This is a genomic window from Phytoactinopolyspora limicola (genome assembly GCF_011320225.1).
Lineage (GTDB): Bacteria > Actinomycetota > Actinomycetes > Jiangellales > Jiangellaceae > Phytoactinopolyspora > Phytoactinopolyspora limicola.
The window spans coordinates 43,337-58,955 of record NZ_JAAOEN010000002.1 but is presented as its reverse complement, the minus strand read 5'-3'; the positions used below and the strand labels follow the sequence as shown (position 1 = coordinate 58,955).

The 15,619-nt window shown below is 68.1% G+C and carries 10 protein-coding genes; 6 read left to right on the top strand and 4 right to left on the bottom strand.

Going from position 1 to position 15,619, the window contains the following annotated elements; all coding sequences use genetic code 11:
• Positions 1–10: 10 nt before the first annotated feature.
• Together G8760_RS05885 and G8760_RS05880 are read right to left on the bottom strand one after the other, a co-directional pair.
• Positions 11–1,651 (bottom strand): PucR family transcriptional regulator, encoded by a 1,641-nt coding sequence (locus G8760_RS05885; protein WP_166348350.1) that lies wholly within the window; start codon positions 1,649–1,651, stop codon positions 11–13.
• On the bottom strand, positions 1,648–2,940 hold the full coding sequence (locus G8760_RS05880; RefSeq protein WP_166348347.1) for a hypothetical protein: 1,293 nt from the start codon (positions 2,938–2,940) through the stop codon (positions 1,648–1,650). The genes G8760_RS05885 and G8760_RS05880 overlap by 4 nt, the downstream gene beginning before the upstream one ends.
• Before the next feature lie 414 nt (positions 2,941–3,354).
• Here G8760_RS05880 and G8760_RS05875 point away from each other — a divergent pair, with 414 nt between their 5' ends.
• Positions 3,355–6,756, top strand: coding sequence for a pyruvate carboxylase (locus G8760_RS05875; RefSeq protein ID WP_166348344.1), 3,402 nt, complete (start codon positions 3,355–3,357; stop codon positions 6,754–6,756).
• Positions 6,753–7,607 (top strand): amidohydrolase family protein, encoded by an 855-nt coding sequence (locus G8760_RS05870; protein ID WP_166348341.1) that lies wholly within the window; start codon positions 6,753–6,755, stop codon positions 7,605–7,607. The genes G8760_RS05875 and G8760_RS05870 overlap by 4 nt, the downstream gene beginning before the upstream one ends.
• A 63-nt stretch (positions 7,608–7,670) precedes the next feature.
• On the opposite strand, the gene glpK (G8760_RS05865) is transcribed toward G8760_RS05870, so the two are convergent.
• Both glpK (G8760_RS05865) and G8760_RS05860 read right to left on the bottom strand, forming a co-directional pair.
• Entirely contained in the window at positions 7,671–9,170 is a 1,500-nt protein-coding gene (glpK, locus tag G8760_RS05865; protein WP_166348338.1) for a glycerol kinase GlpK, read from the bottom strand.
• A 237-nt stretch (positions 9,171–9,407) separates the two neighbouring features.
• The gene (locus G8760_RS05860; RefSeq protein WP_166348335.1) at positions 9,408–10,172 is read right to left on the bottom strand and encodes an IclR family transcriptional regulator; all 765 of its coding nucleotides are present in this window, start codon (positions 10,170–10,172) and stop codon (positions 9,408–9,410) included.
• Between the two features lie 420 nt (positions 10,173–10,592).
• Between G8760_RS05860 and G8760_RS05855 the strand changes: the two genes are divergently transcribed.
• The 4 genes from G8760_RS05855 (at position 10,593) to G8760_RS05840 (ending at position 15,356) form a co-directional block, all read left to right on the top strand.
• Positions 10,593–11,354, top strand: coding sequence for an MIP/aquaporin family protein (locus G8760_RS05855; protein ID WP_425502295.1), 762 nt, complete (start codon positions 10,593–10,595; stop codon positions 11,352–11,354).
• A gap of 89 nt (positions 11,355–11,443) precedes the next feature.
• Complete coding sequence (gene glpK / locus G8760_RS05850) at positions 11,444–12,961, top strand: glycerol kinase GlpK (RefSeq protein ID WP_166348328.1); 1,518 nt, start codon at positions 11,444–11,446, stop codon at positions 12,959–12,961.
• Positions 12,962–13,090: 129 nt separating this feature from the next.
• Positions 13,091–14,800 (top strand): glycerol-3-phosphate dehydrogenase/oxidase, encoded by a 1,710-nt coding sequence (locus G8760_RS05845; RefSeq protein ID WP_166348324.1) that lies wholly within the window; start codon positions 13,091–13,093, stop codon positions 14,798–14,800.
• Between the two features lie 151 nt (positions 14,801–14,951).
• Positions 14,952–15,356: a hypothetical protein gene (locus G8760_RS05840; RefSeq protein WP_166348321.1), complete on the top strand. Its 405-nt coding sequence runs from the start codon at positions 14,952–14,954 to the stop codon at positions 15,354–15,356.
• Positions 15,357–15,619 lie beyond the last annotated feature (263 nt).

Sequence of the window (15,619 nt, the reverse complement as noted above, 5' to 3'; positions counted from 1 at the left end):
GTGTTCATGATCATGGGGAGAGGGAGGGGCGGTGCCGGAGAACATCCAGGGCGACGACCGCCACGTGCAGCGATAGGCACGCCTCGACCGCATCGAGATCGGTCCGCAGGATCCGCTCGATGCGGTCGAGCCGCTGGTAGAAGGCGGGCCTGCTCATGCCGGCGGCTTCAGCCGCGGCGGACTTGTTGCGGCCGTGCGCCAGATACCCGGCCAGAGCAGCCACGAGGTCGGTGCGATGTGCGCTGTCGTGCATCAGCAACGGGCCCAGTTCGTGCTCGACGAACATCTGTAGCCGAGGGTCGTCACCCAGCAGATAGAGCAACCCGCGGATATGGATGTCGGATAGTTCGTGGTAGAGCTTCTCGCCGGGTAATCCAGGCGCCGCGAGGGCCACCTGTCTCGCCTCGGCGAGGGAGCGCCGCAGCCCGGCCACGGTGTCCACTACGGTGCCGACGGCGAGGGAGACCCCCGCCCCCGGGGTGGCCACGGCCATGGATTCCCGGACCCGGCGCATCACCCGCCGCAACACCTCGTCGGTGTTGTGCGGCCCAGTCGGCAGCGTCAGCACCATCGCGATCTCGTCCTGGCCGACCGCTCCCACGAGTGCTGGGACGCCGGCTTCGCGGGCAGCAGCCGCGATGGTCTCCGCGACGTCGCGGACCCTGGCCTCCAGGGCCAGCTCGCCGCCGGCCGGCCGGTCCGATATGCGGGCCATGGCGCCGATCAGCGGCCGCTGGCCGAGCGGGACACCGAGGGCCGCCGCGCGGAGGGCGGTGTCGTCATCCGTGGCCGACGTGCCGGCGCGGATGTCGTCGATCACACTTCGGTGGGTCATCCGTTCTAGGCTGGATTGTTCACGCTCCATCATCCGGTTCATCACCAGCGCCCCGGCACCCCGTTCCAGCGCGACCACGTCGAGCGACGACGGCGCTCCGTCGAGCCGCAAGAACAGCCGACCCCACTGTGAACCGCGGGCCCCGATGGTCGTCACCAGCCACCGGTCGGGCATGGCCACCACCTGGGTCGGCTCGGTCGGCCGCACGAACCGGGACCGCGATTCCCAGTCGTCCAGCAGCTCCTTGATCGGCACCCCGGCGTTCTCGCAGCCGAGCACCTGGTGAGCCAGATTCTCCATGACGACGGGGCGGCCGGTCAGTTGGCTGATGTTGGCCAGGATGGTCTCGGTGTCGGCGCCTTCGAGAGTCAGTTCGGTGAAGCGTCGATGCACCGTTTCGGAGTCACGTAGCAGCCTCACCTGGGAGTCCACGATGATGCTGTGGACCGCTTCGGTGATGCGGACGAACGGGACCTCCTGCTCCAGAGCCACGAGCGGTAGGTCGTGGCGGCGAGCGGCAGCCACGAGCGACGTGGGTAGCTCGCCGAAGCGCCGTCCGAGCTCGATCACTAGGCCGCTCGCTTGTGCGGCGGCGAGGGCGTCGACGTATCGCGTCAGCTCCGTTTCGGCTCCGTCCAGCGCGATCCCCGTGGTCAGGATGAGTTCACCGCCGTGCAAGAGCGGGGCGATGTCCGGGAGTTCGCTTACATGCACCCAGCGCACCGGATTGTCGAGCCGCTCATCGCCGGCTAGCAGGCGTGGCCGGCCGCGGCGCACCTCGGGTAAGGCCAGGACCTGACGCACGGTGAGGCTCACGGCACTCGACGTCCCTTCGGCGTTGGCGGTAGCGGAAGGCCACCGGACTCGGCCAGGAGGCGATCGCCTCCGAGCCGCACGGCGAGGATGTTGGCGCGGCGGCGCGCGCGGTGGATTCTTACCGCTAGCCGCACTGCCATCGCCGTCGCGATCAGGCCGACCAGAAGCAGCACGAGGCCGACCTCGAAGGGGAGGTCCGGATCGACGGACCAGGCCACCGGCCCTCCGATGATCCCGAACATGCCGAGAATTCCCCAGGCGCCAACCCCGAAGGTTCTGGCGCGTTCTCCAGAGGGCGTGCCCGTGAACGGGCGCAGCATCTCCGGCGGTAGCCCACGGGTGGTCTGGTCGGCGTCGCGATCCTCCAGCCACGCCAGGACCGCCTGCTGGCGACGACGAGTATCGGCGTCGGCCGCGAGGCAGTAGATGAGCCCGGCCACCACGCCGAGCCCGAGCGCGGCCAAGACACCCACCGCCGCCACGGTGTTGACGTCGGCCGGTAGGTCCCCGCCGGCGACCTGCTCGCCGATAGCGGCCACGAAGATCGCCGTTCCGGCCAAGGTCAGGGCGGCCACCGTCAGTCGTCCGGCATATCGGCGCAGCGTGTTTACCCCGGTTGGCTGGTGCTGCGAGAACTCCGCCGCGTCGGCGTCGTCCTGGGCCCAGGCGTGCTGGAGGCGTCGTCCGGCACCGGAGATCGTCCGGCGGGTGGGCTCTGGAACCGGCCTTCCGGCCAGCTCTGCGAGCAACATGGCTCGGCTGGCCGGTGTCCGGCCGCCGTACCGTGCGTCGGCCAGGAGACGCTGCTCGGCCCGGAGTCCGTCGGTGTCCGACGGATCCACCAGCGGTAACGCCTCGATGAACTGCGCTAGGTGGGTGCGGTCGTCGTCGCTGAGGCCGGGCAGGGGACGGCCCGCGACGTGCACCCTACCCCACGGGCCCTCGGTCGACTGGAAGCGATAGGAGATGTACTCCGCATGCCGCCCGCGGCTCGTTTGCCGCCAGGCCCTGGTGATCGTGCTCAACGGGACCGTCGTCCGTCCTAGGCGCACGGAGCCGGTCGCGAGATCGACAGCGACCGAGCGGTAGGCCAGGGTGAAATAGAGCAGGATGCCACCCGGCAGGATCGCGACCCAGCAGGCTAGAGCGGACAGGTACGGCAGCGGGGCGCCGGCGAAGAGGTCGACGGTGAACCACGCCAACAGCGCGGCGGCCGGTACGGCGGTGGTGAAGATGAGGCGCAGCGCGCTGATGGCCGGTGGGCGCCCGATCCGGACGAGGCTGCTCATCGCGGGAGCAGGTCGACGCAGCCAGCGGAGGTCAGCGGAGTCTCTGGGGCGATTCGCGGCATTCGATGATGTTAGAACCCGCGCGAATAGGGGCGCCGGATGGGGAGCGGGGCCGGGCGCCTGGATAGCGAGGCGGTGGAAGGAGTCGCACTGGGTTTGTGCGTCGACTGACTTCCAACGACGCTAGCCAGGATGCCTGGGCACGCGAGCCCGGCGAATCCCTATTCGCGCGGGTTCCTAAGTGCCCTGCGTGGACCACACCCGCGTCAGACGCTCTAGCGCCGAGAGCGGCGTGCTCCCACCCATGGCGGGACAGTCTCACGGAGCGTGCGTTCCAGACGGCGGAAACGCCGGTCTGAATACGATGTGTCCGGACTGCTGGTGTCCACCGATAGGGCTGAGACGGGAGGCTGGATGTTCGCCAAGGTGCTGGTGGCCAATCGGGGCGAGATCGCCGTACGTGCCTTTCGGGCCGCATACGAGTTGCGCGCCCGCACGGTTGCGGTGTTTCCGCATGAGGACCGCGACTCGGTGCACCGCCTCAAGGCGGACGAGGCCTACCTGATCGGCGAGCCGGGCCGCCCGGTGCGGGCTTACCTAGATGTCGACGAGATCGTCCGGGTGGCTACCGAGTGCGGTGCCGATGCCGTCTACCCGGGGTACGGGTTCTTGTCCGAGAACCCCGACCTTGCTCGCGCGTGCGCCGAGCATGGCATCACGTTCGTTGGCCCGCCGCCGGAGGTGCTCGAGCTGGCGGGCAACAAGGTGCGGGCGGTGGCGGCGGCCAGGTCGGCCGGGGTACCGGTACTACGCTCGACCGCCCCCTCGGCTGACGTGGACGAACTGGTGGCCGCGGCGGAGCCGATCGGGTTCCCGCTCTTCGTCAAGGCGGTTGCCGGGGGCGGCGGCCGAGGGATGCGACGGGTGGACGATCCACGGGAGTTGCCCGACGCGCTCGCCGCCGCCATGCGGGAAGCCCAGGCGGCCTTCGGCGATGCCACCGTCTTCTGCGAGCAGGCGGTGCTTCGGCCGCGGCATATAGAGGTGCAGGTGCTCGCCGATGGCACCGGTGACACCATTCACCTGTTCGAGCGGGATTGCTCGGTGCAGCGTCGGCACCAGAAGGTCATCGAGATCGCACCGGCTCCCGGGCTCGACGACGAACTCCGCTCCAGGCTGCACGCCGACGCCTTGACGTTCGCCCGATCGATTGGCTACGTCAATGCGGGCACCGTCGAATTCCTGGTCGACACCGCGGGCGACCGCGCCGGCGAACATGTCTTCATCGAGATGAACCCGCGGATCCAGGTAGAGCACACGGTCACCGAGGAAGTCACCGACGTCGACCTCGTGCAGTCGCAGCTGCGGATCGCCGCCGGTGCCACGCTCGCCGAATTGGGCCTGACGCAGGAATCGACGCACTGCAACGGCACCGCCATGCAGACCCGCATCACCACCGAAGACCCCGCCAACGGGTTCCGGCCCGACACCGGACGGATCACCGCCTATCGGTCTCCGGGCGGTGCGGGGGTCCGCCTGGACGGCGGCACCACCCACGCCAACGCCGAGGTCAGCGCCCATTTTGACTCCATGCTGGTCAAGCTCACCTGCCGGGGGCGGGACCTGGAGGCGGCGGTACGACGGGCCCGTCGGGCATTGGCGGAGTTCCGGATCCGGGGTGTGTCCACCAACATCCCGTTCTTGCAGGCGGTGCTCGACGAGGACGACTTCGTGGCCGGCCGCGCGACCACGGCGTTCATCGACGAGCGGCCACATCTGCTACAGGCGCGCACGAGCGCCGACAGAGGCACCCGGCTGCTGCAATGGCTGGCCGACGTGACGGTGAACCGTCCACATGGCACCGCCCCGGTCACCGTCGTTCCAGGTGACAAGTTGCCGTCGCTGGATAGTTCCGAGCCGGTCCCGGACGGCACCCGGCAGCGGCTACGCGCGCTCGGGCCGGAGGTGTTCGCCCGAGAGTTGCGCGAACGCGTCGGAGTAGCGGTCACCGATACCACCTTCCGCGACGCCCACCAGTCTCTGCTGGCCACCCGGGTCCGCACCAAAGACCTGGTCACGGCGGCGCCGTATGTGGCGCGCCGGCTGAGCGGCCTCTGGAGCCTGGAAGCCTGGGGCGGCGCCACCTACGACGTCGCCCTCCGCTTTCTGGGTGAGGACCCGTGGGAGCGGCTGGCGGCGCTGCGCGAGGAGGTCCCGAACGTCGCTCTGCAGATGCTGCTCCGAGGACGGAACACCGTCGGGTACACGCCCTACCCCGAACAGGTCACCCGGGCCTTCGTGGACGAGGCCGTCCGCTCCGGTGTCGACGTGTTCCGGATCTTCGACGCGCTCAACGACGTCGAGCAGATGCGCCCGGCCATCGACGCCGTCCGCGAGACCGGCACGGCCCTGGCCGAGGTGGCGTTGTGCTACACCGCTGACCTGTCCGACCCGGGCGAGCGCCTCTACACCCTTGACTACTACCTGGCCCTCGCCGAGCGGATGGTGACGGCCGGCGCACACGTGCTCGCCATCAAGGACATGGCCGGCCTGCTGCGACCCCCGGCGGCGAAACGTCTGGTGGCGGCGTTGCGTGAGCGGTTCGACCTGCCCGTGCACCTGCATACCCACGACACCGCGGGCGGTCAGCTCGCCACTCTCACCGCTGCCATCGACGCGGGTGTGGACGCCGTCGACGTCGCGTGTGCGTCCATGGCCGGTACCACCAGCCAGCCTCCGATGTCGGCGCTGATCGCAGCCTTACGGCACACCGAGCGCGACACCGGCCTGGATCTGCGCGCGGCGCAAGACTATGAGCCGTACTGGGAGGCGGTGCGCCGGATGTATGCACCGTTCGAGTCCGGCCTACCTGGGCCCACCGGGCGGGTCTACGACCACGAGATCCCGGGTGGCCAGCTCAGCAACCTCCGGCAGCAGGCCATCGCACTCGGGCTGGGCGAGCGGTTCGAACAGATCGAGCGCATGTATGCCGCGGCGGACCGGATGCTGGGGCGCCTGGTCAAGGTGACGCCGTCCAGCAAGGTCGTGGGCGATCTCGCGTTGCACCTGGTGGCGCTCGGCGCGGACCCGGCCGAGTTCGAGGCCGAGCCACGCCGGTTCGACATCCCCGACTCGGTGATCGGGTTTCTCGCTGGTGAGCTGGGGGACCCACCTGGTGGCTGGCCGGAGCCGCTGCGCAGCAAGGCGTTGGAAGGCCGGGAACCGGAGCTGGGGCTGACGGAGCTCGACGACGCCGACCACAAGGTCCTGGAACAGCCGGGCCGGGACCGCCAGGAAGCACTGAACCGGCTGCTCTTCGCTGGTCCGGCCGCGCGATTCGGGGAGATGCGCCAGACGTACGGCGATCTGTCCGTGCTGGACACCGTCGACTACCTGTACGGGCTCCGGCCGGGGGACGAGTCCGTGATGGAGATCGGCACCGGCGTCCGGGTGATCGCGCGGCTGGAGGCCATCGGCGACGCCGACGAACGCGGCATCCGCACGGTGATGTGTACGCTCAACGGGCAGTTGCGGCCGGTGTGGGTGCGCGATCGCGCGATCGCGGCGGATGTGCCGGAGACGGAGAAGGCCGACCCGAAGAATCCGAACCACGTGGCGGTTCCCTTCGCTGGGGTGGTGACGCCCGCGGTGGCCGAGGGGGACGCCGTGGAGGCCGGGCAGACCGTGGCCACCATCGAGGCCATGAAGTTGGAGGCGTCCATCACCGCGGCGGTGAGTGGGCGGATCACCCGGCTGGTGGTGACGGAGTCACGCCGGGTAGAAGCTGGTGACCTGATCGCGGTGGTCGGATCATGACCGTCGTCGACGCGCACCATCACCTCTGGGTGCGGGCCCGGCATCCGCAGCCCTGGATCGATCCGGTCACGATGGCGGCCATCCACGCCGATTTCGAGGTGGCCGACCTGACGCGGCACACCGCGGGGCTATCGGTCACCGAGACCGTGGTGGTTCAGTGCACCGCTTCGGTCACCGAGACCATCGATCTGCTGGCGATCGCCGCTAAGGGCGGGCTCGTGCGTGGTGTGGTCGGTTGGATCGATCTCGCGTCGGACGACGTTGCCGACCAACTCGACCGGCTGCGCTCGAGTCCCGGTGGATCACGGCTGGTCGGCATCCGGCACGGCGTCCAATCCGAACCCGATCCGTGGTTTCTCGACCGGCCGGACATCCGTCGTGGGATCCAGGCGGTCGGTGGGGCCGGCCTGGTCTTCGATCTGCTGGTACTCGCGCATCAGCTTCCGGCGGCCACCCGCCTCGTGCGTGCCCTTCCCGAAGTGTCCTTCGTCCTGGACCACCTGGGTAAACCGGCTCTGGCCAGTGGAGACACCACCGGGTGGAAGCGTGATCTGGCCGCCCTCGCGGAGGCACCTAACGTCACCGCCAAGCTGTCCGGCTTGGTGACGGAGGCCAACTGGAGCACGTGGACACCGGGCGACGTCGCACCGGCGGTGTACCACGCGTTGGACGTGTTCGGCCCGGACCGCCTCATGTTCGGCTCGGACTGGCCAGTGGCCCTCTTGGCCGGCTCGTATGAGCGGTGGGTCGAGGTGTTGACCGGTCTGCTTGCCGGCCTCGACTCCGCTGACCAGTCCAGTATCTGGCGCGATACCGCGCGCCGGGTCTACCACCTGCCCCCCTCCCGGTGATCATGGGCTTTGGACTACCGAATTCGGTAGTCAAAAGCCAATGATCACCGGGAGGGGGCGGGATCACTGAACCCAGTCGAAGGTCAGCTTGACCGCGCGCTGCCAGTTGGCGTACTCGGTGTCACGGTGGGTGGGGTCCATCTGCGGCATCCACCTGGCCGCCAGGTGCCAGTTGCGGCGTAACCCCTCGAGGTCCGGCCAGTACCCGACAGCCAGCCCGGCCGCGTAGGCCGCCCCCAACGACACTGTCTCGGCGACCATCGGCCGCATCACCGGAACGTCGAGGACATCGGCGATGAGCTGCATCAGCAGATGGTCGGCGGTCATCCCGCCGTCCACTTTCAGGGTGGCCGAGCGTAGGCCGGCGTCGGCGTTCATCGCGTCGACCACCTCTCTGGTCTGCCATGCGGTGGACTCGAGGACCGCCCGGGCCAGGTGCCCCTTCGTGATGTACGACGTCAGCCCCGCGATGATGCCGCGGGCCTCACTGCGCCAGTGCGGCGCGAACAGCCCGGAGAACGCCGGCACGATGTAACAGCCGCCGTTGTCGTCGACCGTGCGGGCCAGCGTCTCGATCTCCGGTGCACTGTTGATCAGCCCGAGGCTGTCCCGGAACCACTGCACCAGCGATCCGGTGACGGCGATGGAACCCTCCAGTGCGTACACCACCCGTTCCCCGGCCACCTGGTAACCGATGGTGGTGAGCAGGCCGTGGGTGGAGCGCACCAGGGTGGTGCCGGTGTTCATCAGCAGAAAGCTGCCCGTCCCGTAGGTGCATTTGGTCTCGCCGCGGGCGAAGCAGGTCTGGCCGAACAGAGCGGCATGCTGGTCGCCCAGCGCAGCCGCGATCTTGATGCCGGGCACCACACGCCGGGTCTCCCCGAAGATGTCCGTCGACGGCCGGATCTGTGGCAGCATCTGCCGCGGGATACCGAAGAATGCCAAGAGGTCGTCGTCCCACGAGAGTGTGGCCAGGTTCATCAGCAACGTCCTGGAGGCGTTGGTGACGTCGGTGGCGTGGACCCCACCGTCCACGCCACCGGTGAGATTCCAGATCAGCCAGGTCTCCATGGTGCCGAACAGCACGTCACCGCGTTCGGCTCGCTCCCGCATGCCGGGGATGGCGTCGAGCATCCAGCGTAGGCGTGGTGCGGTGAAATACGTGGCCAGCGGCAGTCCGCTGCGCTCCCGGATGCGCTCGGAGCCGGGCGCCCGCTCGAGTTCCCGGACCAGGTTCTCGGTGCGGATGTCCTGCCACACGATCGCCCGGCCGATGGGGACGCCGGTATGCCGGTCCCAGACAACGGCGGTTTCACGCTGGTTGGCGATGCCCAACGCGACGACGTCGGCGGCGGAAGCACCAGCGTCGCGGAGTGCCCGTGGGACGACCCGGTCGACGTTGCGCCAGATCTCCACCGCATCCTGTTCTACCCATCCCGGCCGGGGGAAATATTGCTGGTGTTCGCGCTGTGCCACGGACACGAGCCGGCCGCGCTGGTCGAACAGGATGCAGCGGGTAGAGGTGGTTCCCTGGTCGATTGCCATCACATAGCGCTGGGCCATTGCTTCTGGTCCTCGTCGGGGTCGAATGGGTGGTGAGAGGCCCTGATGCCGATCCTCTGGACTCTAACGTCCTAAGAACCCGCGCGAATAGGGAGTCGCCGGGCTTGCGTGCCCAGGCATCCTGGCTAGCGTCGTTGGAAGTCAGTCGACGCACAAACCCAGTGCGACTCCTTCCTCCGCCTCGCTATCCAGGCGCCCGGCCCCGCTCCCCATCCGGCGCCCCTATTCGCGCGGGTTCTAACCGTCGGTCATGAGGTCACGGGACACCGCCCGGGCGGCGTCGTGTACGTCGCGGACGAGTTCGGGCGCGGGAGTCGAGGACGGCGCGCAGATCCGATCGACCGGACCGGAGATGCCGATCGCGGCGACGACGAGCCCGCCGGGCGCCCGGATCGGCGCGGCGATGCTCGCCTCACCCGGCATACACTCCTCGGCTTCGCTCGCCCAGCCGGCGGTGCGGACCTGGCCAAGCACTCGAGCCAGCGCTGCGGGTTCGACGATGGTGCGCCGGGTGAGTGAGGTGAGCTCGGCCCGGCGGATCCGGGCAGCAAGCTCAGCGTCATAGGCCAGCAACACCTTGCCCAGCGCGGTGGCGTGCATGGGAAGCAACGATCCGACGTCGAGGATTTGGGGGGTGTCGTCGGGCCGGAAGACGTGGTGCACCACGAGGACACTGCCGTCGAGAGGGGTGCCGATGCGTACGGCTTCGCCGCTCCGAGCGGCCAGGGTATCGGCCCAGTTGATGGCGCGGGAGCGCAGCTCATTGGCGTCTAGGTAGCTGGTGCCGAGATGGAGAAGCGCCGCGCCCAGCCGATAGTGGCCGGAGGTATGGTCCTGCTCGACGAATCCGACGCCCTGCAGGGTGCGGAGTATGCCGTGGGTGGTGCCCTTCGGTAGGTCGAGTGAAGCGGCGACATCGCCGAGGCCGAGCCGCCCCGAGCCGCGGGCCAGGAGCCGCAGAATTGCCGCGGCCCGCTCAATCGACTGGATCGGTCCCGGCATATGCCGGAAGCTATCTCATCGCGGCTGATTCGACAATGTCGAACGGGTGGGCCGGTCGCAACTTTGCTGGTGTATGGGGTGATCAGCGGTATGGCTAACGAAGAGTGGGTAGATCAACCGGACCACACCACGGCTCCCGTTCGACAATGCCGACCACATTCCGTTGAGGTCACCGAAACTCCCCCGTAACGTCGCCGTCCACCACCCAGTGATCTTTTTGGGTACCGCCACTCGACCAGATTTGCTCAGCACATCTCCTCAGGTCAGCCGACGACGCAGTCCGGTGACCGGCCGGGACCGGGCGGTCGAGACCGGGCGGTCGAGACCCAAGGGTGGCCGGCAGCGTTCGACATTCAACGACGAATGGAGGGAAACGTGGACCTCGGCACGGTTTTCGTGAGTGAGGTGCTGGGCACCGGCATGCTCATTCTGCTCGGTGCGGGCGTCGTCGCCAACGTGGTGTTGGCCAAGTCCAAAGGGTTCGGCGGCGGCTGGCTGCTGATCAATATGGGCTGGGGCCTGGCCGTCATGGCGGGTGTTTTCGTCGCCTACAAGTCGGGCGGGCATATCAACCCGGCCGTCACGTTCGGCATCCTCGCCAGTGGAGCGGACGAGTACTCGCCGGGTGTCGACATCACGGTCGGCTCCACCCTGACCTACGTCTCCGGGCAGTTCCTCGGCGCGTTTATTGGTGCGTGTATGGCCTACGTGGCGTACAAGAAGCACTTCGACGCCGAGCCGGACGACGGTAAGAAGCTGGCGGTCTTCTCGACCGGGCCGGAGATCCGAAGTTACGGCTGGAACTTCGCCACCGAGGTGATTGGCACGTTCGTACTGGTGATCGTCGTCTTGTCTCTCGGTAACACGCCGCACCAGCTTGGCCCGGCGGCGGTGGCACTGCTCGTCGTCGGTATCGGTGCCTCACTCGGTGGGCCCACCGGATACGCGATCAACCCCGCCCGAGACCTTGGGCCCCGGATCGCACACGCGCTCCTGCCGGCGTCGCGGCGGTCCGTGGTCCCCGCGGCGGTGAGCGCTGGGCCCGGAGCCGAGGGGGTTACCGACCCGCCGCCACCAGCGGGCCGCCGAGCCTCCAGCGATTGGGGCTACGCCTGGGTTCCCGTGGCCGGCCCCGTGGTCGGCGGGGTGCTGGCCGGCCTGCTGTCACAGGCCGTGTTCTGAGTCTCGGCTCGACCAGATGGGTGCCGGGCTGGTCCGCCGGCCGCGGCACCCCGCACTATCCACCTTCACCACCCGTGGAACGGAGCATCATGACGAACTACGTCCTCGCAGTGGACCAGGGCACGACGAGCACCCGGGCCATCATCTTCGACCGGTCCGGCCAGATCGTGTCGGTCGGCCAGAAAGAGCACGAGCAGATCTTCCCCAAGGCCGGCTGGGTCGAGCATGATCCGTTGGAGATCAGCGCGAACACTCGCTACGTGATTGGTCAGGCGCTGGCCGAGGCCGACTTGAACATCGGCGACCTCGCCGCGGTGGGTATCACCAACCAGCGGGAGACGACGGTGGTGTGGGACCGGCTCACCGGTGAGCCGGTCTACAACGCGATCGTCTGGCAGGACACCCGCACCCAGAGCCTGGTCGAGGAGTTCGGTGCCCTCGGCGGTGGCGCGGAGCGGTACAAGGCGACGGTGGGCCTCCCTCTCGCGACGTACTTCTCCGGTCCGAAGGTGACCTGGATCCTCGACCACGTCGACGGTGCCCGAGCGCGAGCGGAGAACGGTGAGCTGCTGTTCGGCAACATGGACACGTGGACGTTGTGGAACCTCACCGGGGGTGTCAACGGCGGGGTGCACGTCACCGACGTCACCAACGCGTCGCGGACGATGCTCATGGACCTCGACACACTTGCCTGGGACCCGGACATCGCCGCTGAGATGCGTATTCCGATGGCGATGCTGCCGGAGATCCGTTCGTCGTCGGAGGTCTACGGCACCGGCGGACCGGGTGGGGTGCTCAAAGGGGTGCCGATCTCTGGCATCTTCGGCGACCAGCAGGGCGCCACGTTCGGCCAGATCTGCTACGAGGTCGGTACGGCCAAGAACACCTACGGCACTGGCAACTTCATGCTGCTCAACACCGGTGAGGAGAAGGTGGCCAGCGAGAACGGCCTGCTCACCACCGTGTGCTACAAACTCGGCGATGCGCCGGCGGTGTACGCACTCGAGGGGTCGATCGCCATCACCGGTGCGCTGGTGCAGTGGCTGCGGGACAACCTCGGGATCATCGGTTCGGCCCCAGAGATCGAGCAGCTGGCGGCCAGCGTCGATGACAGTGGTGGCGCCTATTTCGTGCCGGCGTTCTCCGGGTTGTTCGCGCCCTACTGGAGGGCCGATGCACGCGGCGCCCTCGTGGGGTTGACCCGCTACGTCGACAAAGGACATCTGGCCCGCGCCGTTCTGGAGGCGACCGCCTTCCAGACCCGCGAGGTGCTCGACGCGATGAACGCCGACTCCGGCGTCGATCTCACCGAACTGAAGGTCGACGGTGGGATGGTCCAGAACGAGTTGCTCATGCAGTTCCAGGCGGACCTTCTCGACGTCCCCGTCGTACGGCCCAAAGTCGCCGAGACCACCGCGCTCGGCGCCGCGTATGCCGCGGGCCTGGCCGTCGGCTACTGGAACGGCCTGGATGACCTGCGGGTCAACTGGGCCGAAGACAAGCGCTGGGAGCCGACGATGGACGCCGACGAGCGGGAACGCCGGTATCGGCAATGGAAGAAGGCCGTCACTAAGACCTTCGACTGGGTCGACGACGACGTCCAGTAACGATCCCCGTGATCGTTGCCGGGTTTGTGTCGCATTTCGCGGGCGACACGCCGTCGTCGGCGACAATGCAGCGACCAAAATCCGGCGACGATCACCGGGTTGAGTGGAACAACACCTGGGAGGTCATACGTGCACTCTGGGCTGGACCGTACCTACCGGGCGGCGGCGCTGCGGGCATTGAGCGACGCCGAACTGGATGTGCTGGTGGTTGGCGGGGGCATCGTCGGCGCCGGGGCCGCACTCGACGCGGCGTCGCGAGGGCTGTCCGTCGCGCTGGTCGAGGCGCACGACTGGGCTTTCGGGACCTCCAGCCGGTCGAGCAAACTCATCCACGGCGGGCTGCGTTATCTCGAACAACGTGACTTCGGGTTGGTTCGGGAGGCCCTGCGGGAGCGCAGCTTGTTGCTGCACCGGCTGGCGCCTCACCTGGTTCGGCCGGTGCCGTTCCTGTATCCACTGCGCCACCGGGGCTGGGAACGCGCGTACGTCGGCGCCGGAGTGGCGCTGTACGACAGCATCGGGGGCGCGCGTGCCCTGCCCCGGCACCGGCATTTGTCGCGGCGACGAGTGCAGCAGTTGGCGCCATCGTTGCGGGACGATGCTCTCACCGGGGCAGTGGGGTATTTCGACGCTCAGGTAGACGACGCGCGGTACACGATGATGGTGGCCCGCACGGCTGCCCGGCACGGCGCCACGGTCGTGACCCGTGCCCGTGTCACTGGCCTGGTGCGGGAGAACGCCGCGGATCCGCACAGCCGGGTGGTGGGAGCACACATCCGGGACCTCGAGTCGGGCACCCAGCTGGCCGTCCGGGCTCGCCGGGTCATCAGTGCGGCCGGGGTGTGGACCGACGACGTGCACGAGTTCGCCCGGGCCGAGGCCCCGTTCAGCGTGCGGATGTCGAAAGGTGTCCATGTCCTGGTGCCCCGGCAGCGGATCCAGCTGAGCACCGGCCTGATCACTAGGACCGAGAAGAGTGTGCTGTTCGTCATCCCATGGGGTGGGTATTGGATCGTCGGCACCACCGACACCCCCTGGGACCAAGACCCCAGCAGTCCGGTCGCTACCCGCGCCGACGTCGAATACGTGTTGGAGCACGTCAACGACTGGCTGCGGGAACCACTCGGCGTGCACGACGTGGTAGGTGTCTACGCCGGGCTGCGGCCGCTGCTGGCGGGTGAGTCGGATGAGACCGCGCAGTTGTCCCGGGAACACGCGGTCGCGGAGCCGGCGCCGGGATTGTTCGTCGTCGCCGGGGGCAAGTACACGACGTACCGGGTGATGGCGGCCGACGTCGTCGACGTGGCGGTCCGTGGACTCGGGCGAGTTGTGCCGCCGTCGCTGACCGAGCGACTGCCGATCCTGGGAGCCGTCGGTTTCCACGAGATGCAGGAGGAACGGCAGGATCTGGCTCGACGGCTCGGTGTCGCGGTAGGACGTGTGGACCGGTTGCTGGGCCGGTACGGATCTATGCTGGCCGACCTATCCGCCATGATCGACGACGATCCGCGGCTGGCCGAGCCGGTGTCCGGTGCGCCGGCGTACCTGAAGGCGGAAGTGGTGTACGCGGCCACCCACGAAGGCGCGCTCCACCTCGACGACGTGTTGGCTCGGCGGACCCGGATCGCCATCGAGACGGCACGCGGGGGAGCGGCGTGTGCCCGTGAGGTCGCGGAGCTCATCGGATCACATCTGGATTGGGCTGGTCCGGACATAGCCGCCGAGGTGGACAGGTACGTGGATGAGGCCCTGGCGGAGCATCGCGGATGGGCGGCGACGGCCACCGCGGAGCCGGAGTTCGACTCCATGGAGGAGGTAGGAGCGCGCTCGACCTCGTAGCCCACGTCGGTCACGGAGGAGCGGTCGCCACGTGTTATCCACAGGAGCCGGTAGCCTGTGGATAACATCGTGCGAGTCCGCCGGCACACTGCTAACGTCAGGTCAGGGTTGCTCGTTTGAGAACCTGATTCCATGACGTGAGGAGCTGTCTATGCCCGACCTGGAAGATCGCGTCGCCGCGCTCGAAGAGCGGGTCGATCAGATCGACGTGCAAGGCCGCGACGCCACCACCCTGGCAGCCATCGCGACACGAGACGCCCTGGCATCTCGCGATGCCCATCTGAAGAACGTCGAGCTTCTCGGCGCCTTACGCGAGACCCAGGCTGAACACTCCGCCACGTTGGCTGAGCAGTCCGCGACGTTGGCCGAACATACCGCCACGTTGGCCGAACATACCGCCACGTTGGCCGAACACTCCGCCACGTTGGCCGAACATACCGCCACGTTGGCTGAACATGGTCGGCGGCTGGATTCGATCGATGGAAAGCTGGGCCAGGTCACCGTTGGTGTGTACACCATCGAGGGGCTGCTCCGTGGGCTCGTGGAAGATCAGTGAACGGCTGACGTTTCTGGCCGGCCAATCCCGCGCTGCGGGATGTGGTGATGGGTATCGCAACCATCCCTGCTGACCGTCGCCGGGCCTAATTCACCCATCGTCGCCGCGCGCTGACGTTCTGCGCGCGCTCAGCAGTATGCGCCTGAGGGACTGTGCGCCGCGGACACGCCTCCCCCTGTCCGCGGCGCTTCGGCGCTGCCCCGCCGGGTAATGGCGGGTGATGAATGTTTCTGCTCATTTAGCGGGAAGATGCCCCTTGACCG

Coding starts and splice junctions, on each gene's coding strand:
- glpK (WP_166348328.1), top strand. CDS start 11,444: ATGACGAACTACGTCCTCGCAGTGGACCAGGGCACGACGAGCACCCGG.
- glpK (WP_166348338.1), bottom strand. CDS start 9,170: ATGGCCCAGCGCTATGTGATGGCAATCGACCAGGGAACCACCTCTACC.
- G8760_RS05840 (WP_166348321.1), top strand. CDS start 14,952: ATGCCCGACCTGGAAGATCGCGTCGCCGCGCTCGAAGAGCGGGTCGAT.
- G8760_RS05875 (WP_166348344.1), top strand. CDS start 3,355: ATGTTCGCCAAGGTGCTGGTGGCCAATCGGGGCGAGATCGCCGTACGT.
- G8760_RS05860 (WP_166348335.1), bottom strand. CDS start 10,172: ATGCCGGGACCGATCCAGTCGATTGAGCGGGCCGCGGCAATTCTGCGG.
- G8760_RS05855 (WP_425502295.1), top strand. CDS start 10,593: ATGCTCATTCTGCTCGGTGCGGGCGTCGTCGCCAACGTGGTGTTGGCC.
- G8760_RS05870 (WP_166348341.1), top strand. CDS start 6,753: ATGACCGTCGTCGACGCGCACCATCACCTCTGGGTGCGGGCCCGGCAT.
- G8760_RS05880 (WP_166348347.1), bottom strand. CDS start 2,940: ATGAGCAGCCTCGTCCGGATCGGGCGCCCACCGGCCATCAGCGCGCTG.